The organism is Methylobacter psychrophilus (assembly GCF_025583945.1).
Classification (GTDB): domain Bacteria; phylum Pseudomonadota; class Gammaproteobacteria; order Methylococcales; family Methylomonadaceae; genus Methylobacter_C; species Methylobacter_C psychrophilus.
This window is the reverse complement of sequence record NZ_JAOEGU010000014.1, coordinates 25,249-48,026: the sequence shown is the minus strand read 5'-3', so window position 1 is coordinate 48,026 and position 22,778 is coordinate 25,249. Positions and strand designations below refer to the sequence as shown.

At 41.2% G+C, this 22,778-nt stretch carries 17 protein-coding genes; 10 read left to right on the top strand and 7 right to left on the bottom strand.

Annotated elements, in window-relative coordinates; all coding sequences use genetic code 11:
- The first annotated feature begins 3 nt into the window (after window positions 1-3).
- Complete coding sequence (locus tag N7974_RS08965) at window positions 4-1,116, top strand: HupE/UreJ family protein (protein ID WP_262965287.1); 1,113 nt, start codon at window positions 4-6, stop codon at window positions 1,114-1,116.
- A 153-nt stretch (window positions 1,117-1,269) separates the two neighbouring features.
- On the opposite strand, the gene N7974_RS08960 is transcribed toward N7974_RS08965, so the two are convergent.
- Window positions 1,270-3,558 (bottom strand): TonB-dependent receptor, encoded by a 2,289-nt coding sequence (locus N7974_RS08960; protein WP_262965286.1) that lies wholly within the window; start codon window positions 3,556-3,558, stop codon window positions 1,270-1,272.
- 3 nt (window positions 3,559-3,561) lie between these two features.
- Window positions 3,562-4,920: a HupE/UreJ family protein gene (locus N7974_RS08955; protein ID WP_262965285.1), complete on the bottom strand. Its 1,359-nt coding sequence runs from the start codon at window positions 4,918-4,920 to the stop codon at window positions 3,562-3,564.
- 398 nt (window positions 4,921-5,318) lie between these two features.
- Between N7974_RS08955 and N7974_RS08950 the strand changes: the two genes are divergently transcribed.
- The 3 genes from N7974_RS08950 to N7974_RS08940 all read left to right on the top strand — a co-directional run bounded on the left by N7974_RS08950 (window position 5,319) and on the right by N7974_RS08940 (window position 9,138).
- Entirely contained in the window at window positions 5,319-5,651 is a 333-nt protein-coding gene (locus N7974_RS08950; protein ID WP_262965284.1) for a hypothetical protein, read from the top strand.
- A 424-nt stretch (window positions 5,652-6,075) separates the two neighbouring features.
- Window positions 6,076-8,469 (top strand): Lon protease family protein, encoded by a 2,394-nt coding sequence (locus N7974_RS08945; protein ID WP_262965283.1) that lies wholly within the window; start codon window positions 6,076-6,078, stop codon window positions 8,467-8,469.
- A gap of 51 nt (window positions 8,470-8,520) precedes the next feature.
- Window positions 8,521-9,138 carry a hypothetical protein gene (locus tag N7974_RS08940; protein WP_262965282.1) on the top strand — a complete coding sequence of 206 codons (618 nt, stop codon included), beginning with the start codon at window positions 8,521-8,523 and terminating at the stop codon, window positions 9,136-9,138.
- Between the two features lie 512 nt (window positions 9,139-9,650).
- Here N7974_RS08940 and N7974_RS08935 read toward each other — a convergent pair.
- The 5 genes from N7974_RS08935 to N7974_RS08915 form a co-directional block, all read right to left on the bottom strand.
- Complete coding sequence (locus N7974_RS08935; protein WP_262965281.1) at window positions 9,651-10,007, bottom strand: HPF/RaiA family ribosome-associated protein; 357 nt, start codon at window positions 10,005-10,007, stop codon at window positions 9,651-9,653.
- A gap of 78 nt (window positions 10,008-10,085) precedes the next feature.
- Window positions 10,086-10,529: a host attachment protein gene (locus N7974_RS08930; RefSeq protein ID WP_262965280.1), complete on the bottom strand. Its 444-nt coding sequence runs from the start codon at window positions 10,527-10,529 to the stop codon at window positions 10,086-10,088.
- 91 nt (window positions 10,530-10,620) lie between these two features.
- Window positions 10,621-10,938, bottom strand: a complete 318-nt coding sequence (locus N7974_RS08925) for a chaperone modulator CbpM (protein WP_262965279.1) — start codon at window positions 10,936-10,938, stop codon at window positions 10,621-10,623.
- Window positions 10,939-10,942: 4 nt separating this feature from the next.
- Entirely contained in the window at window positions 10,943-11,890 is a 948-nt protein-coding gene (locus N7974_RS08920) for a DnaJ C-terminal domain-containing protein (RefSeq protein ID WP_262965278.1), read from the bottom strand.
- 483 nt (window positions 11,891-12,373) lie between these two features.
- On the bottom strand, window positions 12,374-12,811 hold the full coding sequence (locus tag N7974_RS08915; RefSeq protein WP_262965277.1) for an Hsp20/alpha crystallin family protein: 438 nt from the start codon (window positions 12,809-12,811) through the stop codon (window positions 12,374-12,376).
- 681 nt (window positions 12,812-13,492) lie between these two features.
- Here N7974_RS08915 and N7974_RS08910 point away from each other — a divergent pair.
- From N7974_RS08910 to ftsH, 6 genes are all read left to right on the top strand, one after another.
- Window positions 13,493-16,459 carry a CheR family methyltransferase gene (locus N7974_RS08910; protein WP_262965276.1) on the top strand — a complete coding sequence of 989 codons (2,967 nt, stop codon included), beginning with the start codon at window positions 13,493-13,495 and terminating at the stop codon, window positions 16,457-16,459.
- Between the two features lie 101 nt (window positions 16,460-16,560).
- On the top strand, window positions 16,561-18,471 hold the full coding sequence (locus tag N7974_RS08905) for a PAS domain-containing sensor histidine kinase (protein WP_262965275.1): 1,911 nt from the start codon (window positions 16,561-16,563) through the stop codon (window positions 18,469-18,471).
- Window positions 18,461-19,102 (top strand): response regulator transcription factor, encoded by a 642-nt coding sequence (locus N7974_RS08900; protein ID WP_262965274.1) that lies wholly within the window; start codon window positions 18,461-18,463, stop codon window positions 19,100-19,102. The genes N7974_RS08905 and N7974_RS08900 overlap by 11 nt, the downstream gene beginning before the upstream one ends.
- Before the next feature lie 106 nt (window positions 19,103-19,208).
- The gene (locus N7974_RS08895; RefSeq protein WP_262965273.1) at window positions 19,209-19,391 is read left to right on the top strand and encodes a DUF2934 domain-containing protein; all 183 of its coding nucleotides are present in this window, start codon (window positions 19,209-19,211) and stop codon (window positions 19,389-19,391) included.
- 422 nt (window positions 19,392-19,813) lie between these two features.
- A complete protein-coding gene (locus tag N7974_RS08890; protein WP_262965272.1) occupies window positions 19,814-20,494 on the top strand; it encodes a hypothetical protein in 681 nt (226 codons plus the stop codon).
- Window positions 20,495-20,543: 49 nt separating this feature from the next.
- On the top strand, window positions 20,544-22,484 hold the full coding sequence (ftsH, locus tag N7974_RS08885) for an ATP-dependent zinc metalloprotease FtsH (protein WP_262965271.1): 1,941 nt from the start codon (window positions 20,544-20,546) through the stop codon (window positions 22,482-22,484).
- Window positions 22,485-22,778: the final 294 nt, after the last annotated feature.

Below are 22,778 nucleotides of genomic sequence, written 5' to 3'. Positions count from 1 at the left end.
CCGATGTTAAGTAAAATAATTGCCGTCATTTTATTACTGGGTTATGCCCAGTACAGCATCGCACATGATCCGGGACTTAGTTCTGCCGATTTAATCATCAAAACATCAGGAGTCCATGCCAAAATAACTTTCTCGTTGCAGGATATTGAAGCTTTCGTACCCATGGATAACGATCAGGATGCAGACGTGACGGCTGCCGAGCAGGACGGCGCGAAACCAAAAATTGCCGAATGGGTAATGCAAGGTGTTCAACTCGTTCTGGATGGGAAAACTGTTCAGCCAGTTGGCGCAGGAGTGGTGACCTTTGATCAGAAAAATAATGCATTTATTGAATTTCAGTACGCACAAAAACCTGACCGGCAACTTAACTTTCAGGCGGATTTTTTAAATAAACTAGCGGCTAATCATAAGCAGTTTGTCACCATAAAAGATGAAGCCGGGCACGGTATAGGCGAAAAAATGCTATCTCAGGCCGATAGTACGATAGCGTTGATGTTGCCGGAAGTTGGCGCGGGTAACGAGGTAAACGACAGCGATAGGGTGGAGAGCCAAAAAACCGCTACTTTTATAGATTTCTTACTGTTGGGCATAGAGCACATTCTGACAGGATATGATCATTTGCTATTTTTGTTTTCTTTACTTGTTGTCACACGTAGTTTTTGGCCCGCACTTAAAATCATCACTTTTTTCACTATTGCCCATTCAATTACATTAGGCTTGGCAGGACTTAATATAATTGATATACCCAGTAGTATCGTCGAGCCATTAATTGCCGGGACAATTATCTATGTTGGTGTGGAAAATATTATTCGTGGTGATCATCCGAAAGGACGCCAGTGGCTGGCTTTCTTGTTTGGTTTAATACACGGTTTTGGTTTTGCTGCCGTATTACGGGAAATGGGTATTTCCTCCTACGAAACCGGTATTATGCTGCCGCTATTCTCCTTTAACCTCGGTGTGGAATTGGGGCAGATCACTGTTACAGTAATCTTTTTACCCATTATTTGGTGGCTACACAAGCAACCGAGAATAGGAGCAAGACTGACGCCTGTTTGCTCGATTTTTGTCTGCTTGGCGGGTGCTTATTGGTTACTGGAGCGAACTGTATTCAGCTAAAGGTTATTATCTGAATAGGCTTAAAACGATATGTAGTGGGAATTTAATTTACTGAAAAACTACAGCATATTTAAGCTAAACATAAAGCTGATACATTTGTATTTGATGTGAGTTTTATCGGGTTGCCAAAAAGTAGCAACCCGATCTTTCGATTTAAAAATTGACGGTAATGGTTCCACGTACCATTCTTGGTTCAACAGGATGTTTCATAATGCCATACTGGGAGTTGGCTCCGGCGGGATAGGCATTTTGATAGGCGTAGGCAATATCGTTGGCATTCGAACCAAAAATATTGAAGAGATCGATTTCAAATTTATACTTTTTTTTGTGTTGGTAACCTGCACCTAAATTGACAATACTGGTATTACCTGCCCAGTACGTACCCGACTCATCCAGCGGTACTTCACCAAAATGGCGTAAGCGTACCGTACCAAACAAACCGTTAGGCGCTACTGCTGTTGCCCCCACAGTGATAACCCTACCTACCGAGTTAGGTATATAACTATTGGTCGCATCTTCAGGGGTGGTTGCAAAGTGTGCAGAAGTAAAGGCAAAGTCGGCATCCAGCGTCAACCAATCGGTCGGCTTGTAGTAGTTGGTCAGTTCTACGCCGTAACGATGGGATTTCCCGTTGACTTCCGTGGTGCCGGCATCCCCGACAAAGACCAGTTCCTGGTTACTTTCCAGCCACCAAAACGCCAACGTGCTGTTGAGTCCCTTAATAAAACTGGTGCGTATGCCGGTTTCAGCACCCCGTGAACTGGCCATCGGCGATATTCTGGCCGAGTTACTGTCCAGCGCAGAACCGTTAGTTGGATCAAGTTGAATGGTCGTGCCGCGTGCATCGTTGGAGTGATAACCGTAACCGGCATTGGCAAAGTATTCAGTGTTGTACCAAGGGCCGAGGATGAGGCTTAGCTTGGGGCTAAACATTGCTTGACTGGCATTGCCTGAATTGGCGGCATTGACAAGCGGGTCATGGGTGCTGGTGTCGAGTACTGTAACATCGTTATTGATAAAATCACCCCGTAAGCCGGCAATAGTACGCACTTTTGCATGCCAATAAGTTTGATTTTTGAAGTAAGCGCCGCCGGTGCTTTGGCTGACATCGTTACGACTGACAGTACTGAGATATTGTCTGTTAACGGTGCGATCCAGCCCTACGTTCATAATTTCATCGTGGCGAAATTGCAGGCCATAAGTATTGTCCATATCAAAACCAAACAGCTTGTTGTAACGCGTATGTTCGATGTTACCGCCAGTCTGTACCCGATGTTCAAACTGGTGAATCTGGTCGCCTTGAGTCGGATTGTCGAGATAACCGGTAAAATTGGAATAGAGATCCAGGTCGGTATAAAGCGCGTAGATATTGGCGTCATTTTGCCAGTTATCGCCTTTGTTCCAGAGATTACTTGATAAGCTAAAGCGGTCGGTGTCGCCGCCGTCGCTTGGATCCATGGTGCCGTACTGGCTGAGCGAACCGTTATCAATTGATGCCTGCGGAATCTGGTTGGTCGCCGTCCAGCTGTTGGTGTAGGCTTTGGCATTAACCGAGGTGCCCCAAGTACCTTTATCCAGCGTATAGCGCATCATGCCGTTAAACTTCTTGGAATCTTCAGGTTGCTTCCACACGCCGTTGTAAAAGTTAAATTCGCCTGCATAAAGTAAATTACCGCTACCGACCTTATTGGAATTGGCAATCAGGGTGCGGTAATAATCATATTCACCCGCAGTAAATTTCATGATGCCCTCAGGCAATTTGTCCATTGAGAACATTTTTGAATATCCCGCCGAGGAAAAATCACCGACTTCTGCATAATAAGGCCCCTTGCCATATTCAATATTTTTGACCAGTTCGGGAATGACACTATTGATGTCCATATAACCCTGTCCGTGAGCATGAGTGGACATGTTCATGGGAATGCCGTCAACATAAGTGGTAAAGTCGGTGCCATGGTCGAGATTAAAGCCGCGCAGAAAATACTGGTTGGCCTTGCCGGAGCCGCTATGCTGAGTGGCTAATACGCCGGGTATAACTTCCAGTACTTCACCACTACGTGACAGTGGCCGATATTCAAATTGCGCCTGGTTAACTTCCCCTTGCGATGCTGAACCTGCGATGCCGATTAGATCTTTTGTGCGCGCATCTTCCGTAACGAACATCTCATCAAGCTCCAGGGTTTCATTTTTGGCAGTTTTTGACGGAGTTTTTGTCGTAGTGGTCGGCGTTTTTTTTGCTGTTTTGGGTTTGGTTTTTACCGTTGCTTGAGCTTTGCTGTCTTCCGTCTCGGTAGTTGCTTCGGTTGTCGTCTCGGCTATTGTCGTGTCGGCATAACCGAGCATAAATGCACAGGCAAACAGGGCCAGACCTGCTTTCTGCAAGTGACGTGTGTGTGGTTTACCGGACATGTTAAATGGCGGAAATAGGGGGTGGTTTTTCATTTTCTACCTGAAGTTATTGTTATTAGTGATGTTTAAATGACTTATCGATCGGAGTGACCAATAGTGTCGGTCGATGGGGAGTAGCAAGGCAAGAGTCAAGATAGACAAGTGTGAATTAAGACTTGTCTGTGTTACTGGTGAATTACCGGGAAATAAAGTACGGCTGATAGCGAAGTTTAGCGGGGTAAAGCTTTTAAAGAGGTGCGAATTGCCGAAAGCAAGTTCGTTAAGATCGGGTAGTGTGACAACAACGGAGGCTTGTAAATCTGGCGGCGAAGTTGCACCTACACCATTCGTTAAGAAGCTGGTGGCGAGTGTATAAAAGGCATGGAGTAAATCGAAATAACAGCTGGTTTTGAGCGATGAACCAGAATTATTATCAGGAGTAGGGGGTAAAAAAACAGCGGCAGGGCAAAAACGGGACGTGTTATTAACAACCAAAAGCGTAGGTGGTGAGGTCGCGCCGACACCGCTGGTTAAAAAGTCAATACCTGGTTGATGATTACTTGGCAAGCCGGTTGTGGCTAATTTATCTGCGCTGAGCTTGCCGGTTTTATCACTGGCACACGCAGGTTCGCGCTCCCTGATGAGAGAGTAATTCTGGAGGTGATATTGTTCAATTTCTGCATGGATAGCGCCGTTATCATCGTTATACAAGCGTTGCCGATTATGACTGCTGTTCGATGGCGCAGAATCTATAGCCAAGGTTAATTCATGGGATTTATCGGTTTGTGTGGGTACAGTTGACTTAGCCGTTGAACTATTGGTCGCAGATTGCGCGTAAGCCAAATGGCTAAGGAAAAAGGCAAAGAGCAGCACCATTAAGCGTACGGCTAAAATACCTGCGCCATGTAGTAGTAAGGTAGCTACCATAAAGCCCAAGGTATAAGAGATCAGGCTTACTGAAGTGGATATTTCCTGGCCATGGGCAAAGCCGTGGAAAAAAGCGAAAAATGCGACAATGACGAGATTGGTTTGGCTACTGAAGCGAATTTTTCGAGTAATCAGTACGGTGAATACCAGGCAGGAAAATAAAATAATAACTTCCGCGCCAGGAATCAATAATCCGGCAGCTCCTGCCAAACCACCCAGACTCATCACGCCGACAAAAGTTAACGGTAGCATCCAAATGGCTTGTCCGCGCAATTGCGCGGCCCAAATACCCACAGCAAGCATGGTGAGCAAATGATCACCGCCGTGTAAAGGATGGGTGAAACCGCTACTCCAACCGCCGATATCAACCGCGACTCTCAAACTATTAATCAGCACTATTACCAACACTACCAGCAAGCCCACCGCGAGCATTATGCGCTGGCGATTATGCAAAGCAAAAAGTATCAAGTTATTAATAGGGGCGTTCATTAAGTAGTTGGATTACACTCAAACGGTATTTAAGGATTCGGAATTCTCAACTATTTTTCAGTGTTAGGCAAGTTTAAGTTACTTTCTGGGGCGATTTTTTAATCTTCTACTGATGCCCGTTTACTTTTTATGATGATTTATTGGTGCGAATAGAAATTAGCCTTCGGATGTGAATCACGACTAACAAAAATGTCCTCATAGCGACACTAAAGCGGTTTATACAAATAATTATGTGACATCAATTACAGCAGATAAACGACACGGTAATTGACGTGGCAGATTGTCGCGCGGCAATCTGCCACATTTTCCAAGTCAGGCTTATCAATTAGACTAACAGCGGCTTATACATCAGCTCCTTATTAAATCAGTTTAATGAATCTATCTTCTGGAGATAAAATATGAAAAAAAATAATTTAATTATTCTTATCGTTGCTATGGTTATAGTTATGGCAACCGCGTTTAAAGTGACTAATGCTGAAAGTACTCAAGCAGCAGAGGCTGACAACAATCCCAATCACTCAATGAAGCGTTGGGTAAATAATCCTGAAGATACCAAAGCTGTTGATAGTATTAAAGAAGAGCAATCCGTGGCCTGGTTTGTGGCTCACTCTAAAGTGGCCCGTGAACAAAATAAAGCTTGTTATGATAATCCCGGCATAAAATCAACACCTAACTGTGTTAATTCATTACGCGCACTGGAAATAAGTTTTGCTGGTGCCAGCGGACGTTAATAAGTAAACAGGTCAATGCGGGTCAATATTTTAGCTATTGCGCCCGCGTCAAAAATCAAGCCTAATTACGCGCAGTTTGATTTATCGTTAACGGCTCAAGGACAATGCAATAGGTGGGGAAACAATCAGTAAGCCGGAAAGTTCTACACCAGAAAATTACTTCAATACCAGTTGATTAGAAATCAGCATATTTTTTATGTTAGCCTGTTCTGTTTTTTTCCAGCAATCCCCGTCACACTTTATGCACTTTATCACTAAAGTGTCTCGCCTTCAGGATTTGGCTACTGTCTTAAAACCGCACAGCACAAGTTAGGCCTGGTTGATAAGCTCCTTTACAAAATCAAAATTAAATCTATTCTACTAAGCACAATGCTATTTAACGTCCATCAGTAGCAACCTCAATATTTCAGGCAGATTTTATAACATGAAAAATATACGGCTGGATCCTTCACAACTCTATAAGCCTTGCAGTATTGAACAATTAAAATTCGATTCCACTGAAGAGCTTGAAGATATAGATATTACCGTTGGTCAGGAACGCGCCACGGAAGCGATAAAATTTGGTATTCGTCTACATAAAAATGGTTATAACATTTTTGCAATGGCACCTGCCGGTACCGGAAAATTAACTGCAGTGAGACAGTTGGTTGAACACGAAGCCAGTCGACAAGGCATTCCTTCTGATTGGTGTTACGTAAATAATTTCAGTCAGCCTGCCAAACCATCGGCAATTAAATTGATGCCGGGGCAAGGCAAATATTTTAAGGCTGATATGGAGCAATTAATTGACGAGTTAAGTGTTGCTATACCGTCGGCTTTCGATGGCGATGAATACCGTTCCAGAGAGGGTGAGATTGAAAGTCAATCCCGACAACGAGAAATTAATGAACTTAGCCAATTACGTGATAAGGCCGCTAATGCACAGGTGGTTTTTATAGAAACGCCAACCGGTTACGGTTTTTCTCCCGCCGATGAGAACAATGAAATTATTAATCCCGAACAGTTTAATAAGCTTGATAAAGATAAACAGCATGAAATAAAAAATTCAATCATTGCGTTACAGGAAGATTTAGCCCAATTATTAAAAAATTTCCCGGCCTGGCGCAAGGAAGCCAAGCGCCAGTTACAAGCGTTGAATCGTGAAACAGCTGAATTGGCGGTCAATCATACTATTGATGAATTGATCGAGAAATATGCGAAACAAGAGACTATTCTTGGTTATTTAAATGAGGTACAAAAAGATATTATTGAGCATGTCAGGGATTTTATACCGCGTAGCGAAAAAGTAATTTCTTTTATGGAACTACCGCAAGAACCAAATCCGTTTAAACGCTATCAGGTCAATTTGATGGTTGATTTTAGTGAGATGAAATCCGCACCGGTCATTTTTGAAGATCACCCAAACTACAGTAATCTCTTGGGCCGTATAGATCATCAGGCTTATATGGGCTCGCTGATTACCGACTTTACCATGATTAACCCCGGAGCCTTACATAAAGCCAATGGCGGCTATCTTATACTTGATGCCAGAAAATTGTTGATTCAGCCTTATAGTTGGGAAACTCTTAAAAGAACCTTACAAGCTGGTGAAATACGTATTGAATCGCTGGAGCGGGCACTTAGCTTAATTAGTACATCATCATTGGAACCAGAGCCCATAACACTCAATGTTAAAGTCATTCTGGTAGGCGACCCGCTGATTTATTATTTGTTAAGTGCCTATGACCCGGAATTTCATAATCTCTTTAAGGTTGCCGCTGATTTTGATGACTCGGTTTCCAGAGAAAACAGCAGTCATGACTATGCGCGATTACTGGCAACCATTGCCCGCCGCGAGAAATTACGACCACTGAGTCAAAATGCTGTCGCCAGAATTATGGAGCACAGCTCCAGAATGGTCGGTGATGCAGAAAAGCTGTTAACCCATTTGGGAGCGATTAAGGACTTGTTAACGGAATCTGACTATTGGGCGGAAGATAACGGTCATGTTCATATAACTAATAGCGACGTGCAACAAGCTATAGATCATAAAACCCACCGGCTCGATAAAATCAGAGAAAAATTATACGAACATATTGAGCGAGGTATTGTCTTGATTGATCTTGACGGAAAAGTAACCGGCCAGATCAATGCGTTATCCGTGTTGCAATTGGGCGAGTTTAGTTTTGGACAGCCCTCGCGTATTACTGCAACAACCCGGTTAGGTAGCGGTAAAGTCGTAGATATAGAGCGTGAGATTGAATTAGGCGGGGCTATTCATTCAAAAGGAGTGCTTATCTTATCCAGTTTTATCGCGGCTCGTTATGCGCGAAAAACACCGTTCTCGGTAGCTGTAAGTCTCGTCTTCGAGCAATCTTACGGTCATGTGGAGGGGGACAGTGCTTCTCTGGCTGAACTTTGTGTTATTTTATCTTCCATTGCCCAGATTCCTTTAAGGCAGGATATTGCCATTACCGGTTCCATAAATCAATTGGGTCATGTCCAATCTATAGGCAGTGTTAATGAAAAAATTGAAGGATTTTTCGATATTTGTACCCAAAAAGGACTAACGGGCACACAGGGTGTTATTATTCCTGCGACCAACATCAAGCATTTAATGCTTCGCTGGGATGTCGTACATGCGGCTCAATCGGGTCAATTTAGTATCTATGCCGTAACGACTGCAGATGATGCGTTGGAGTTATTGACTGGAATGGATGCCGGTATTGCCAACGAGCAGGGTATCTATCCGCCGGAATCGTTTAATGCCCATGTCGAGTCTCAGTTATTGCAATTTACCCTGCTTAAAAAGAGTTTTAATCGTAAATCCACTGATTAAGTCTAATTGCCTTACTGCTTTTAATCGCTGAAATGATCTGCGATTTTTATATTGACTGTATTTCTTGCCGAGGATTTGATGATGACTACCCAACTTGAAATACTGCTCGATAAAATAAAAATCCTGGAAGCCGAGTTGATTGAGGAATTACAAAAGCAAGAGGAAGTATTTTCTTGTCAAATCAAAAAGCGACAAATTATTTTTGAAGAAAGTGTCATTATTCAGCATAAGCAATATGCCAAACAGTTATTCTATTACATCACTGACGCACCATTAAAACATATACTCAGTACTCCGTTTATCTGGAGTCGTATTATTCCTTCACTGCTCATGGATGTGAGTATCAGTTTATATCAAGGCGTTTGCTTTCCTGTTTATGGCATTCCTAAAGTAAAGCGCCAAGACTATATTATTTTTGACCGGCAACACCTTCAATATCTTAACCTGATAGAAAAAATAAACTGTGCTTATTGCAGTTATATCAATGGGTTGTTCGCTTATGCACAGGAAATAGCGGCACGTACCGAACAGTTTTGGTGTCCTATTAAACACGCCAAACGCATTAAAGGCCTGCATAGCCGTTATCAGAAATTTACCCGTTATGGGGATGCAAAAACCTATCGAGCCCATTTCAATACAATCAGGCATGATTTTAAAGACTTGGAATAAAATCATGGTATTTGTGCGTGAAGTGGAAGTTCCACCCATCCTTGGTATCCTATTGATATTAAATAATATCATTGTCAATTAATTGATTTTTAATGCTTGTTTGGGTTACCAGTCAACCAAGCCGGGACAGATACCATCCCTTCAAGGGATGTTATCTGTGTGCGCTTACAGTGATATGAATTGGAAGTTTAATTTCAGAAAGACTATAGGAAGTTTTATCGCCAATTACAAATGATCCAGCCTCGCTTTCTGCGATACTATTTCAGTGAAAACAGACTTTAGGCTACCCACCTAAAACGGGACAATTTAATGGTAAATCGTTCGCTGAGCGGAGTCGAAGCGATTTGTCCGCTTCGACTCCGCTCAGCGAACGGTTTCTTATGATGATTTATCATTAAGGACGGTTAAGCTTTTTTCTTGTCCCGTCCTTTCTAAAGTGAGTAGTCAAACTTTACGGCTATGCTAAGGTTCAATAATCTCATGATTTTTTCTGGCACGAAATAACGTACGATTCAGATGCTTTGTGAGCCATGTGTTTTAACATCGCCCCGCTGGACTCTGGCGTAATCTTCCAGTTGTCTGGTTGCTGCGTTAAAGGCGTCACGTATGGCTACATAAATATCTTCATGCCCCTGTTTGTCATAGTGTTCCTTGCTGATAACCAACTCTTTATTCGGCGTGGTGATATCGATGCGGATATGATATTGATTGCCTTGATGATGGTGTTGATGTTCGGATTCAACCGCAACCCGGCAACTCATGATGTGGCTATAAAACCTGTCCAGTTTATCGGTTTTTTCGCGAATTTTAGCTTCTACAGCATCAGAATGAGGTATGCCGCGAAATGTAATTTGTAATGGTATTTGCATAATAATTCACCTTTTTGTAGTAAATTTAGCTCATTCAAAGAAAATTGACAAAATGTACTGCTTTGGTTTTTTAATATATCAATGACTTGGCAAATAGGTGGGAAGATGTTTACGAATATCATCGATACTATGGGTTGTGATATTTTTATCGAGTTCAAAACAGACCAGTTTTTTAATATTTTCCGATATTTGGTTGCGTAGCAAGCCAAGAAAAGAAGGATCTGCAATCATCAATAATTGTTCAAATTTATTGGCGTTATGCGCTTCTTCCAGATAAAGGGCAATACGATGGGCAAAGTTATCTGCTTCATGTTTTTTCGGATCGGTAGCTTGTTCAAAAGCATGTCCCATTTTGCCATCGCCTTTAACCTTTCCTGGTAGATCGGACGTCATTTCCCGATCATGTAAACGACCTTCCGTATGAGCCATGGCTTCGATTTCTTCTAAAGGCGAAGCCGGCGTTTCAGCAGTAAAAAAGCGGGCACGGCAGTGATCAGCGACGAGTATTAAGGTGGATTTCATACTGATTTCCTCTTGGGTGGATTATTTTAAATAATATGTTTTTTGGTAAATTCCGGTATGGTGAATGTTTAAAACAAAAAAAGCGGGTTGTTCAGATATGTTCCAGTGTTTTTATTTGCTTACGCAGACTTTCAAGCTCTTCGAGCAAATCAAGTGCCAGAGCAATTCCGGCCAGATTAATCCCTAAATCTCGTTGTAATCTTAGGGCAGTGCGGGCGCGTCTCATGCTGGCTCCTGAAAAACGCCATAAACGACTATTTTCGCCTTGCGGTTCAATAATACTTTCCTCAACTATACTGATTATCCAGTCGGCATGGACATCACAGGCTCGGCAAAGTTGTGCGAGTGTCAGGCTGTCTTCTTCAATGACCGTTCCCGTATGCACTAATGATAAATCATGTGGGCTCATGGTTTTATATCCCCAAAGCCTGTCGTGGATTAAAAGTAAATTCTTTTTGCATGTTTTTATAGACCGCTTTGGCTTGCTCGGTATTTGCCTGCGGCAAGGCAATTTGCAGTACTACATAGAAATCACCAGGTACCTGAGCAGGTAAGCCGCGACCCGTTAAGCGCAGTTTGCTACCTTGCCTGGAATTGGCCGGTATTTTCAGATCAACACTACCGTTCGGTGTCGGTACTTTTATTTTAGCGCCTAAAGCCGCTTCCCAGGGCGTAACGGGAAGATCAAGGTAAACGTCAGTTTCGGAAACGCGATAAAACGGATGATTATTAAAAGCAATTTCAAGGAACAAATCCCCAGGTTGACCGGTACCTGATCCGGGGCTACCCTGACCTGTCAGTCTGATATGTTGGCCCGGTTTAATGCCTTTGGGAATCTTGATATTCAGATTTCTATGTTTAATCTGCACCTGGCCTTGTGCATTCATTTCAGGGGTGCTCAGGGAAATGTTACGTGTTGCACCATTAAAACTGTCTTCCAGATCAATATAAATTTTTGCATGGCTGTCCTGGCCGCGTGCATGGAGACCATATTGTCCTTTGTCACCTGGACGGAATCCTGAGTGGCCAAATAATTGTTCAAAAAAATCACTGTAAGCCCTCTCTTCATCACTTGTGAAGCCGCCACCTTTAAATTCAAAGCCTTCGTTCCAGTTTGGTGGTGGCCTGAAATCCTGCCCGGCTTTCCAGTTGGCACCTAATTGGTCATAAGCAGCGCGTTTTTCAGGATCTTTGAGTACTTCATAAGCTTCTCCAAGTTCCTTAAACTTGGCCTCGGCATCTTTTTCCTTGCTGACATCAGGATGATATTTACGTGCCAGTTTACGATAAGCGCGTTTAATTTCATCCTGACTGGTATTGCGGGAGAGCCCCATGATTTTATAGTAATCTTTATACTGCATAGTGATGTTTTTTACCGGATTACAAGTCGTCTGATCTGTTGATCAAGATAAAAAATCCTCTCCATCAGGAGAGGGACAACCCATGGAAAAGCTAAAAAGTTGTAAATAAAGTAACAATTCTGCGACAGAACAATGCAATGGATTCGCCGATCATGAAATAATTTTTTATGATTCGATACTTTATACTCCGCACGGTCACAACTCGGTTTTCTGATCGGCCATTTTATCCGATAGCGGCGTTGTAAAAACAGTTACATATAGATATTCAGATAAATAATTTCCATGTTGACAGATACCATCCCTTCAAGGGATGTTATCTGTATGAGCTTACAGTGATATAAATTAGAAATTTAATTTCTGAAAGTCTATAACTAGCTATGCGCCTGTTTTTGCACCTTACTCTCGAATAAAATCACTCGATCATAAATTCCGTAAACATGACCGCGCGGAGTATATACTGACGTAGCTAACAAAAATTGAGAGCTATTCTTCTGACGATATATTGATGCGTTTTGGCTTAACAGCTTCCCGCTTGGGAATAATAATCTCAAGTACGCCGTATTTGCATTTTGCACTAATAGCTTCATTATTAGCAGAATCAGGCAGACTGAAGCGTCGATAAAAAGAACCGGAAGTCCGCTCAACTCTTTTATAACCTTCATTTTCAGTTTTGGCGGTAGATTCTTTGGTGCCTTTTACAGTCAGTACGCCAGCCTCCATGCTGACGTCAATATCCTCCGGTTTGACGCCCGGGATATCGGCATGAATAATAAATCTATCAGTTTCTTCTTTTATATCAACCGCAGGTTCCCATTCGGCAGTTGCAATTGATCCTTCATTGTTTTTTTCATCCTGAGAACTTAATAATTCTCTTTGTAATTGGTTTAATAAACTCCAAGGTTCATAGCGGGTAATGGCCATTTTTGTCTCCTTAAAATAAGCTGATTAGTAATATGTTTTAGCAGCACCAAAAAAGTCGTTATTCTGGAAGGGAAGCGCGAATACATAACTATGGATGGTATTTTTCATGAGTTTGAAGTTTAAACAGACTCCTGTATCCATGCTGGTATGATCGTGCTGAGACCTAAGTTTTCTTGTTAATCAGATAACATAATATTAAACATCAAAAGCACTATTTTAAAGCAGGAAAATCGTACATTTTTATGCTACTTTCGTTTTAATTCTTCAGAAACGCGAGTGAGTTATTGGTTTAAGTTAAGAGCCATATATTCTGTCTTAGGTTTAAAATTGTCAATTAATGGATATATCAACTATATTTATTAGAAATTACTTTATACCAAAATTAAAGCAAGAGCTATAGGTACAAATACTTAAGTATTTGTACCTATCAATGATCGCTATTACTGACAGCAGTTAATAAATAGATTTTGATAAAGCTTTTTAATATCATTTTTTCATTGGTGATCGCTGTATTTGGTCTTTTCTAATAAAAAACAGAACCTCACAGGACGATTTTTGACATTAAGCATTAATATAATATGTTTAATATATAGTTTATATAGGGATATTCTTAAAAAAGTTATCTTGATGTGGGCATTTTTTTATATCAGCAGTTAAGTAATCATGCAAAGGTCGATTTAAGTGAAATCCATTAGTCACAAAAGAGGTAATTACAATACACTCGCTATTGCAGCAGATAGCGAACTGCCTGTAGTTGGTATAGGTGCTTCAGCTGGTGGACTGGAGGCGCTGGAAATATTTTTTTCCAATTTATATCCTCATACCGGCTGTGCTTATATTGTTGTCACTCATCAACTCCCCGGGTATATAAGTCTTCTACCTGATTTGCTGACGAAATTTACTGACATGCCGGTTTTAGCTATCCAGGATGGTATTTCGCTGAAAAGGGATCAGGTTTTTGTGTGTCCGCCGGGAAAAAACCTGGCCTTACTCAATCGCCAATTACACCTTATGGATTGTTATGATCATGGTTTTAAAAACCTGCCAATAGACTATTTTTTGCGTTCACTGGCAGATGATGTCCGGGAAATGAGCATTGGTATTATTCTTTCGGGGACAGGGACTGACGGGACATTAGGCCTTAAAGCGATTGAGAATGTGTCGGGAATGACGATGGTTCAGGATCCCCAGACCGCCAAGTTTGACGGTATGCCCAGTAGTGCAATAGCGATTGCTGGTGTGGATTTTGTACTGCCCCCGGAAAAAATGGGTCAGCAGTTGATTGAATACAGTAAAAGTGTCCGCTTTAAAAACATTAACCGGGACCAGCCTGATGCTTCTGTGGATTCTGAATCCATCAAAAAAATATTTATTTTACTGCGTAACAGAACAGGCAATGATTTGTCGGCTTATAAGCCAATTACGATTAAACAGCGTATAGCCCGACGCATGAATATTCATCAGATTAAAAGTTCCGGCAACTACGTGCAGTTTTTACAGGAGAACCCTAGTGAGTTGGATAAACTCTTCACGGAGCTTTTAATTAATGTTACCAGTTTTTTCAGGGATGCTCCCGCATTTGATGCATTGGGTTCGTTGGCTCTGCCCAAGCTCTTTGAAGGCAAGCCCGATAACCATGAATTGCGTATATGGGTTACGGCTTGTTCCAGCGGTGAAGAGGCTTATTCAATCGCGATTCTGCTCAAAGAAACTCTGGAGAAAACAGGCAAACAGTTACGCTTTCAGATTTTTGCTACTGACCTGGATCCCATGGCTATTAATCGTGCCCGCGAAGGTGTTTATCCTGCCGGGATTATGGTCGATGTTTCACCGGAACGTTTGCAACGATTCTTTACGCTGGAAGATAGTCAATATCGTATCAATAAAGAGATTCGCGACACGGTGATATTTGCTACGCAGAATTTGATTCAGGATCCGCCTTTTACACACGTAGATTTGATTAGTTGTCGAAATCTGTTGATCTATCTAAACGCTGATTTGCAAAAGGATATTTTTCCACAGTTTCATTATGCATTGAATAGTAATGGCATTCTGTTTCTTGGATCATCAGAATCCATTGGCAATTTTGATAACCTGTTTTCAGCAATTGACAGGAAATGGAAGCTATATCAACGTAAAGATGCTCCGACCAGTTTTCTGTTATCAAAACTTGGTTCGGTTCCCTTCAGCGCTGGTGATTTATCATCTGTTCCAGTTAAGTTGGGTAGTACCGAACCCAAGACTGGTAATATTGCCCGGCAAATAGAACAATTATTACTCAACCGATATGCACCGGTTAGTGTCATTATTAATGAAGACGGTAAAATTGTTTATATTCACGGTCGTACCGGTAAATATTTTGAATTCGCGACGGGCCAGCCAAGCTGGAATATTAGTGAGATAGCCAGGGATGGCTTGAAATTACCTTTGTTATTGCTACGTAAAGCGATAAAAAAAGGTAAGGAAGTCGTTATTAGTCGCGGAGTCAGGGTAAAAACTAATGGCGATTACGAAACTATAGATTTAACACTGGAAAAAATTATTGAAGCGGAAGCGCTAAGGGATTTATTTTTAATCACTTTTTATCCGCAGAGTAAAGAACAGGCATGTCAACTCACTGAGAGCATTAACAAGACTGCGATGCTTATTGATAACCCGGATGAACAGCGGAAGCTTGAGAGTGAGCTTTTCTTTGTTAAAGAATCTCTCAGAACCACTATCGAAGAGCTGGAAGTTACTAATGAAGAGCTTAAATCGTCCAACGAAGAATTACAGTCAACCATCGAAGAGCTACAAAGTGCCAATGAGGAGTTAGAGTCTTCCAAGGAGGAAATGCAGTCACTCAATGAAGAGCTAAATAGCGTTAACAGTGAGCTGCAAAAAAAAGTTGAATTACTTGCCGATAGCAATGATGATATGCAAAATTTATTAAATAGTACTGATATTGCCAATATCTTTCTCGATGGAAATTTAAAAATAAAACGTTTTACCCGACAAGCCAAAACAATTATCAAGCTGATTGATAGCGATATAGGCAGACCGCTTGCCGACCTGGTTTCTACACTCAAATACGAGCATCTGATTGATGATGCTAAAACGGTACTTAAAACCCTTGTTTATAAAGATACCGAGGTACAGTCGGTAAATGATAACTGGTATTTGTTACGTATTCTTCCCTATCGGACTACGGAAAACATGATTGATGGACTGGTCATCAGTTTTGTTGATATAACCCGTCTTAAAAAAGCAGAGCAATCGGTGCAGACAGCCAGATTAACAACGGCGATTGTTAATACAGTAAATCAACCACTATTGGTACTGGATGATAAGTTGGATATACTCATTGCCAACCCTGCATTTAATCAGGTCTTTAATAGTGGAAAGGCAGATATGACCGGGCAATCGCTATTGACAATCAATGCGTCGGCGTGGGATTGCGTCCAATTATATAATCATTTAATGGACACATTAACCAGTCATATTGCTTTTGAGGATTATTGCCTGGATATCAGTTTTCCGGTTATTGGTAACAAACACTTAATGATTAATGGTTGTATTTTGAAACAATCACCAGGTAGTCAGGCCCTGATTTTGTTGGCTATACAAGATGTCACCAAGGATGTTACAAGGCAGCAGAAACCGGCCTGAATTACGCAAGAAATTACCTGAAACAGGGAGCTACTTTTCTGTCGCTGAGTAATTACAAAAATTAATAATTATTTCACCCGTATTCAAGAAAGGTATGCGCAATGGTCACTGAAATCGTAGAGAAGGAGGATTCCGGAATGCTCCGAAAAGAAGCAGAGAAGTTAGTGACGATACGCAAGGAGAATGCCCAAAAAAAAGCGGATGCCAGGCTTGGTAAATCGGGTGCTGATCTTGCCGGTATGTCCGATACAGACATTGAAAAATTATTGTTTGAATTTCAGGTTCATCAAATAGAACTGGAGTTGCAAAATGAGGAGCTGAAAAGAACACATCAGGAACTCAGTGTCTCTCATGATGACTTTGCACGAATTTATAATTTATCGCCTATAGCTTATCTGACGATAAATGAACAAGGGCTTATCAAGAAAGCCAATATTGCCGCAACACAGCTATTGAGCCGTTCAGAAGAGCCATTGGTCGGCAAGAGGTTGGGTAAATTTATTCATCCTTCAGATCAGGATAATTATTATTTTTTTATGCGTGATCTTGTCGTAGATAAAAATAAACACATTCTAAATGCAAAGCTGGTAGTCAAAAATAGCGAGGTTACAACATCTGAATGCCCTGGTTTTGGGCTTTATGGGTGTTCACGGGCATTATGCAGTCACAATAGCGATCTCGTTTATGTAGAATTACGCAGCACAGTTAACAATAATTACGCTAATGATAGCCAAATATACCTGACAATTCAGGATGTCACTGGATATAAATATACTCAGGCGACCATCTCTTGCCTCAATAAAAAACTGGAACAAAAGATTTTTGAGCAGACTTCCAAGCTGATTGAAAGCAATCAGGAGCTAACCCAAAAAATTGAAGAACTCAATTATTCAAAACACCAGTTGTGGGAACGCGAAGCCAAGCTGACGGCTATTTTTGACGCTTCAATTGAGGGAATTATTACTATTGATACGTTTGGTGTCATTTTATCGACAAACAAGGCCGTAGAAACTATTTTTGGCTACAGTGAGCAAGAGCTGGTCGGTTGCAGTTTTGATAAACTCATGTCGCCCTTGCAGAAAAAAAATCAGAGGCAAAATGTAACAGCCAATATACCTGGTGTTATTGGTTTAACCCGTGAAATAGACGGATTATGCAAAGATGGATCTATCGTACCGCTGGATGTTTCTCTCGTGGAATATGCAATAGATGGTGCAAAGTATTTTACCGGTATATTTCGCGACGTGAGTTTGCGTAAGCATCAGGAGCAACAAGAGAAAGAACATTTGGAAGAGCTTGCTCATGTAACCCGTGTTGGTCTTATGGGCGAAATGGGTTCAGGTATTGCGCATGAAGTTAATCAGCCGTTGACGGCGATTACTAATTATACGCAAGCCTGTTTACGTTTTATTGGCGCTGAAAACCCTGATCTGGTGCAACTGGGTGACATATTATTCAAGATTCATCAGCAGGCGCTAAAAGCGGGGCAGATAATTCACCGTATGAAAAACTTTGTCAGTCCAAGAAAGATATGTCGTACCAGTGTCGATATTAATACCTTGGTCGAAGATGCGGTCAGCTTAAGCGCCAATGCTTTTAAACAAAGTAAAATCAAGCTTGAACTTGATTTGGAAAAAAACCTCCCTGAAGTGACTATTGATGATGTTCAAATTGAACAGGTTTTATTAAATCTGATTAGAAACAGTATTGACGCATTAAAGGATATGCCGTCCACAACACAGCGAAAAATAAAGGTTCATACTCGTTTGAAAAATATCAATGAGATAGAAGTTAAAGTAAATGACAATGGTTCTGGAATTGATGAGGCTCAAAAAGACAAAATACTAAATCCTTTTTTTACTACAAAATCAACAGGAATGGGTATGGGTTTATCGATTAGTCGTTCTATTATTGATGCTCATGAGGGCATTTTTAATTTCAAAAGTAAACCGGAAAAGGGCACTACCTTTTATTTCACCTTACCGATAAAGAGAAAATATAATGAGCAGTAATAAATTCGAAGCTTTGGTTTATTTGGTTGACGATGAGTTTTCGGTACGTGATTCACTGGCGCTGATGATTGAATCAACCGGGCAAGCTGTTAGAAGTTTCGATTCCCCCGAGGCCTTTTTAGATAACTATGATCCCCAACAATTGGGTTGCCTGCTTTTGGACGTTAGAATGCCAACCATGAGCGGGCTTCAGCTTCAGGAAGAATTATTGATAAGAGATATTTTTATCCCTATTATATTTATTAGTGGCCATGCCAGAATTCCGGATTCGGCAAAGGCCTTCCGGGCGGGAGCGGTGGATTTTCTGGAAAAACCGTTTGATAATGAAATATTGTTGGAGCGCATTGCTGAAGCCATAAAAAAAGATCTGACGAACAGAAAACAACTGGATGAATATAATAAAATAAAACAGCGTCTGGCTTATTTAACGGTACGTGAAGGTGAGGTGCTATCTCAGATCGTTAAAGGTCATTCCAATAAAGAAGTGGCAAAAATGCTGGACATTAGTAATCGAACGGTAGAAGCGCACAGAGCTCGTATCATGGAAAAAATGCAGGCGGAATGTCTCGCTGATCTGGTGATGATGACAACACATTCTACTATTTTTAATATCGGGTCAAATAAAAGCTGAATTTTGCTACCAGTAGGTATTTATACGTATTGTCAGCATTGGCTTTTTGTTTATAAAATAGAATCTGAAGAGTGTCTGTTTGTTTTTTTAGATCTTGGGAGTAGAAATGAAAACTGACAATGATTCATTATATGATATTGATGGTAGTGAAATTGATTTGAACGAATTTCGTGAAAGGGTTGCAAAAAATGCTTATTACAGAGCCGAGAAAAGAGGCTTTGAAGATGGTTATGAGCTGGAAGACTGGTTTGAAGCCGAGCAGGAAATACGTGATGAAGGTCGATATTAATGTTAGCTCTGGCGTCTTACAAATCTTGATTTTCGATAACAGATGCCCTGGCTTAAAAGCAAACAATTGGAATCAATGATGTCCATTTTCAAATGTCCACTGTAATTAATAGTTGCTCATGATTAATCCTGATGTATTGAGTTATTATTACAACCTCTGCAATATTCAAAAAACGCTGTTAATCTACTTTATATAAAGTCTAAGAAGCGTTCAAACTAATTAATTTTTATCGTTATAAAACAACAGTTTTAACCAACTTACTAATTCTGTCATATCGTAGCACTATACTGGTTTTATAAAATGATGATCTATGAGTATTAAATTATCGTTGTTGTAATCATACTGATGGTGACTTTTCCCTGAATCCACATTAATCTCAAAACAGATTAGCTAATTGACTATCCGACCAAATGGTACTAAAAATGAAACGTAATAAAATAATCGACGATAGTAAACAGCATAGATTACAGCAGCATAAACAATGCATTGCTTTTCATGAAGCGGGCCATGCTGCGGCAATTTATTTAAATAATAAAGCCAGAAATCTGCCACCTATTTTCTTTCAGATTATATTTAAGGAGATAAGCGATACGGCAGATTACGACGGATTTGTATCTGAAGGAAGTCATGATGACTGTGTGGCAAGAGTGGAGGGAGGACGCCTGATTCAATCGTTACCTTATTCAGTTGATGGGTTGGCGCATAAGTTAGTTGATCACAATGAAGCGATGGCTCCTCTGGTAAAGGATTATATAAGAGCCTTTGAAGCTGACATCATTAATTTACTTATTGGGCCGCTGGCTGAAGCCAAATATGTTCATAACAGGGATGATGAGTTATTTAATCATCAGTTAGTTAATTTGAAATCACTGGAAAATTATGGTGGTAGTTCAGATATTAGCTTGGCACGTGAGTATATAGAAAATTTTTCTGCAAGCCGGGAGCAGCAAGATGAAAAACTTCATGAGTTATTTTTTCTGGCATGTGATTTTGTAAAGGATCCTTTAAACTGGAAGTCAATTACCGAGCTGGCGAACCATATATTGGTAAGTGACAAAGCTATTATTAGCTGCGAAGAAGTCGCCTCTGTACTTCAGTCGTAAAAAGATTGGCTTTCAAGTCAAAATATGACATAGATAAAGGCAGGTTGTAATGAGCGAGCCAAAAAATACCATTATTCAGTTTATTGTTACGTTACTGGGTAGTCTGAAAAACAGGATAAGCTCATTATTTGGCACCCTATTCAGGTCAAATCCGGAGCTTGAGCTCAATAAACCTGCGGATACTCAAGCAAACGGGGCAAAGCAAAAAAGCTTCATTTACTTCGCGCTGTTTTTAATGGTGATGCTGTATCTGCTAAACAGCATTAACGAGGTTCAGCGCGATGAAATTTCCTATAGTCAGTTTCTTAAATTAGTTAGCGAAGCAAAAATTGATAAGGCTGTCGTGACTGAGCGTGTTATTACCGGCGTGATCAAGTCTGATGAACCAAAAGAGTCAGGTAAGCATTTTGTGACCGTGCCTTTATGGCAAAATGACCTTGCCCAAATGTTGGCACAGAATAAAGTGGATTTTATCGTCAGAAGCGGAGAAAACTGGCTAACCAATCTATTTTTTAACTGGATTATTCCGATATTTATCTTTGTACTTATCTGGTCATGGGTTATGCGCAGGGCTACTGCCGGAGCGCAGTCCTTTCTCAATTTGGGTAACAAGGTTCGCATTCATCAGGATACCCAAACCAATATTACCTTTGCTGATGTGGCTGGTGCTGATAGTGCCAAACAAGAGTTGAAAGAATCCATCGACTTTTTAAAAACGCCTGAAAAATTTCAGCGCTTGGGCGGGCGAATGCCCAAAGGCGTATTGCTGGTAGGACCGCCCGGAACCGGTAAAACCTTGCTGGCCCGTGCAGTTTCGGGAGAGGCAAAGGTGCCGTTCTTTAATATCAGCGGTTCCGAATTTATAGAGCTGTTTGTGGGTGTTGGCGCTGCCCGCGTTCGTGAATTGTTTGAGCAGGCACGCAGTAAGGCTCCGTGTATTATCTTTATTGATGAGCTGGACGCCATCGGGCGTTCGCGCGGAGGGCCTGTAGTCATGGGTGGACACGATGAGCGGGAGCAGACCCTTAACCAGCTGCTAACTGAAATGGATGGCTTTGATACGTCAGTCGGCGTGGTGGTTATGGCGGCGACCAATCGTCCCGAAGTGCTTGATAAAGCCCTGCTACGTGCCGGTCGTTTCGATCGCCAAATTATCGTTGATAAGCCGGATTTACAAGACCGTATCGAAATACTTAATTTGCATACTAAAGCCATGACCTTGGCTGACGATATTGATATCGCAGTTATTGCAAAACGAACGCCAGGTCTGGTCGGGGCAGATCTGGCTAATATAGCGAATGAAGCGGCTATTATGGCGACACGGGTTGACCATGAAAAAGTTGAAATGGAAGATTTTGAAGCGGCTATTGACAGGATACTCGCCGGACCCGAAAAGAAAAATCGCGTACTAAACCCGGAGGAAAAGCGCCGGGTTGCTTACCACGAGGCCGGGCACGCCATGGTTGCCGAACATGTAGCAACCGGACAGCCGGTGCATAAAATTTCTATTATTCCCCGAGGCGTGTCGGCACTGGGTTTTACCTTGCAATTGCCGGTAGAGGAAAAATTTCTGTCTACTGAGCATGAGCTAAAAGACCAGATAGCCATTTTACTGGGTGGACGTATGGCAGAAGAAATTGCCTTGGGCAGTATTTCAACGGGTGCCCAAAATGATCTTGAAAAAGCCGGTGACATTGCTCGTAGCATGGTTTGTAGTTTGGGTATGAGTAAAAAACTGGGGCCTATGACTTATGGCAAGCGCCAACAACTTCAGTTTCTGGAAGCAGAAGTCTCTGAATATCGTAATTACAGCGATGAGACTGCCCGTATCATTGATACAGAAATAATAATATTGATTAAGGAAGGAGAAACCCGCGCTCTGGAAATAATTACCGCAAACCGCAACGCATTGGAAAAACTGGCTAATTTGTTACAGGAAAAAGAAGTGATTAATCGGGAAGAGATGATTGCTTTGCTTGAGAGCAATTAATATTAATAATTGAAATTCTTGTTTTTGCAATCATCGCTAAGTGCCTGCGATGCAATAAAAATCAACATCTCTTTTTCATAAGCTTTTTTTGTGACATGTAGAGTAAATAACGATAGAGCTTTGTCGGTAAGGCTTAATAAGTTCTTTTATATATCATTGATTTATAAGTCATGTCATAATAAGAAATATTAAATTTATAAGCAATAACTCAGGTAAAAACGGTTTTTGCCGTAAGCTGCTTATTTGTAATTTATTTCTAAAATGATCATTATCACTTGATAATGAACGAGCTAT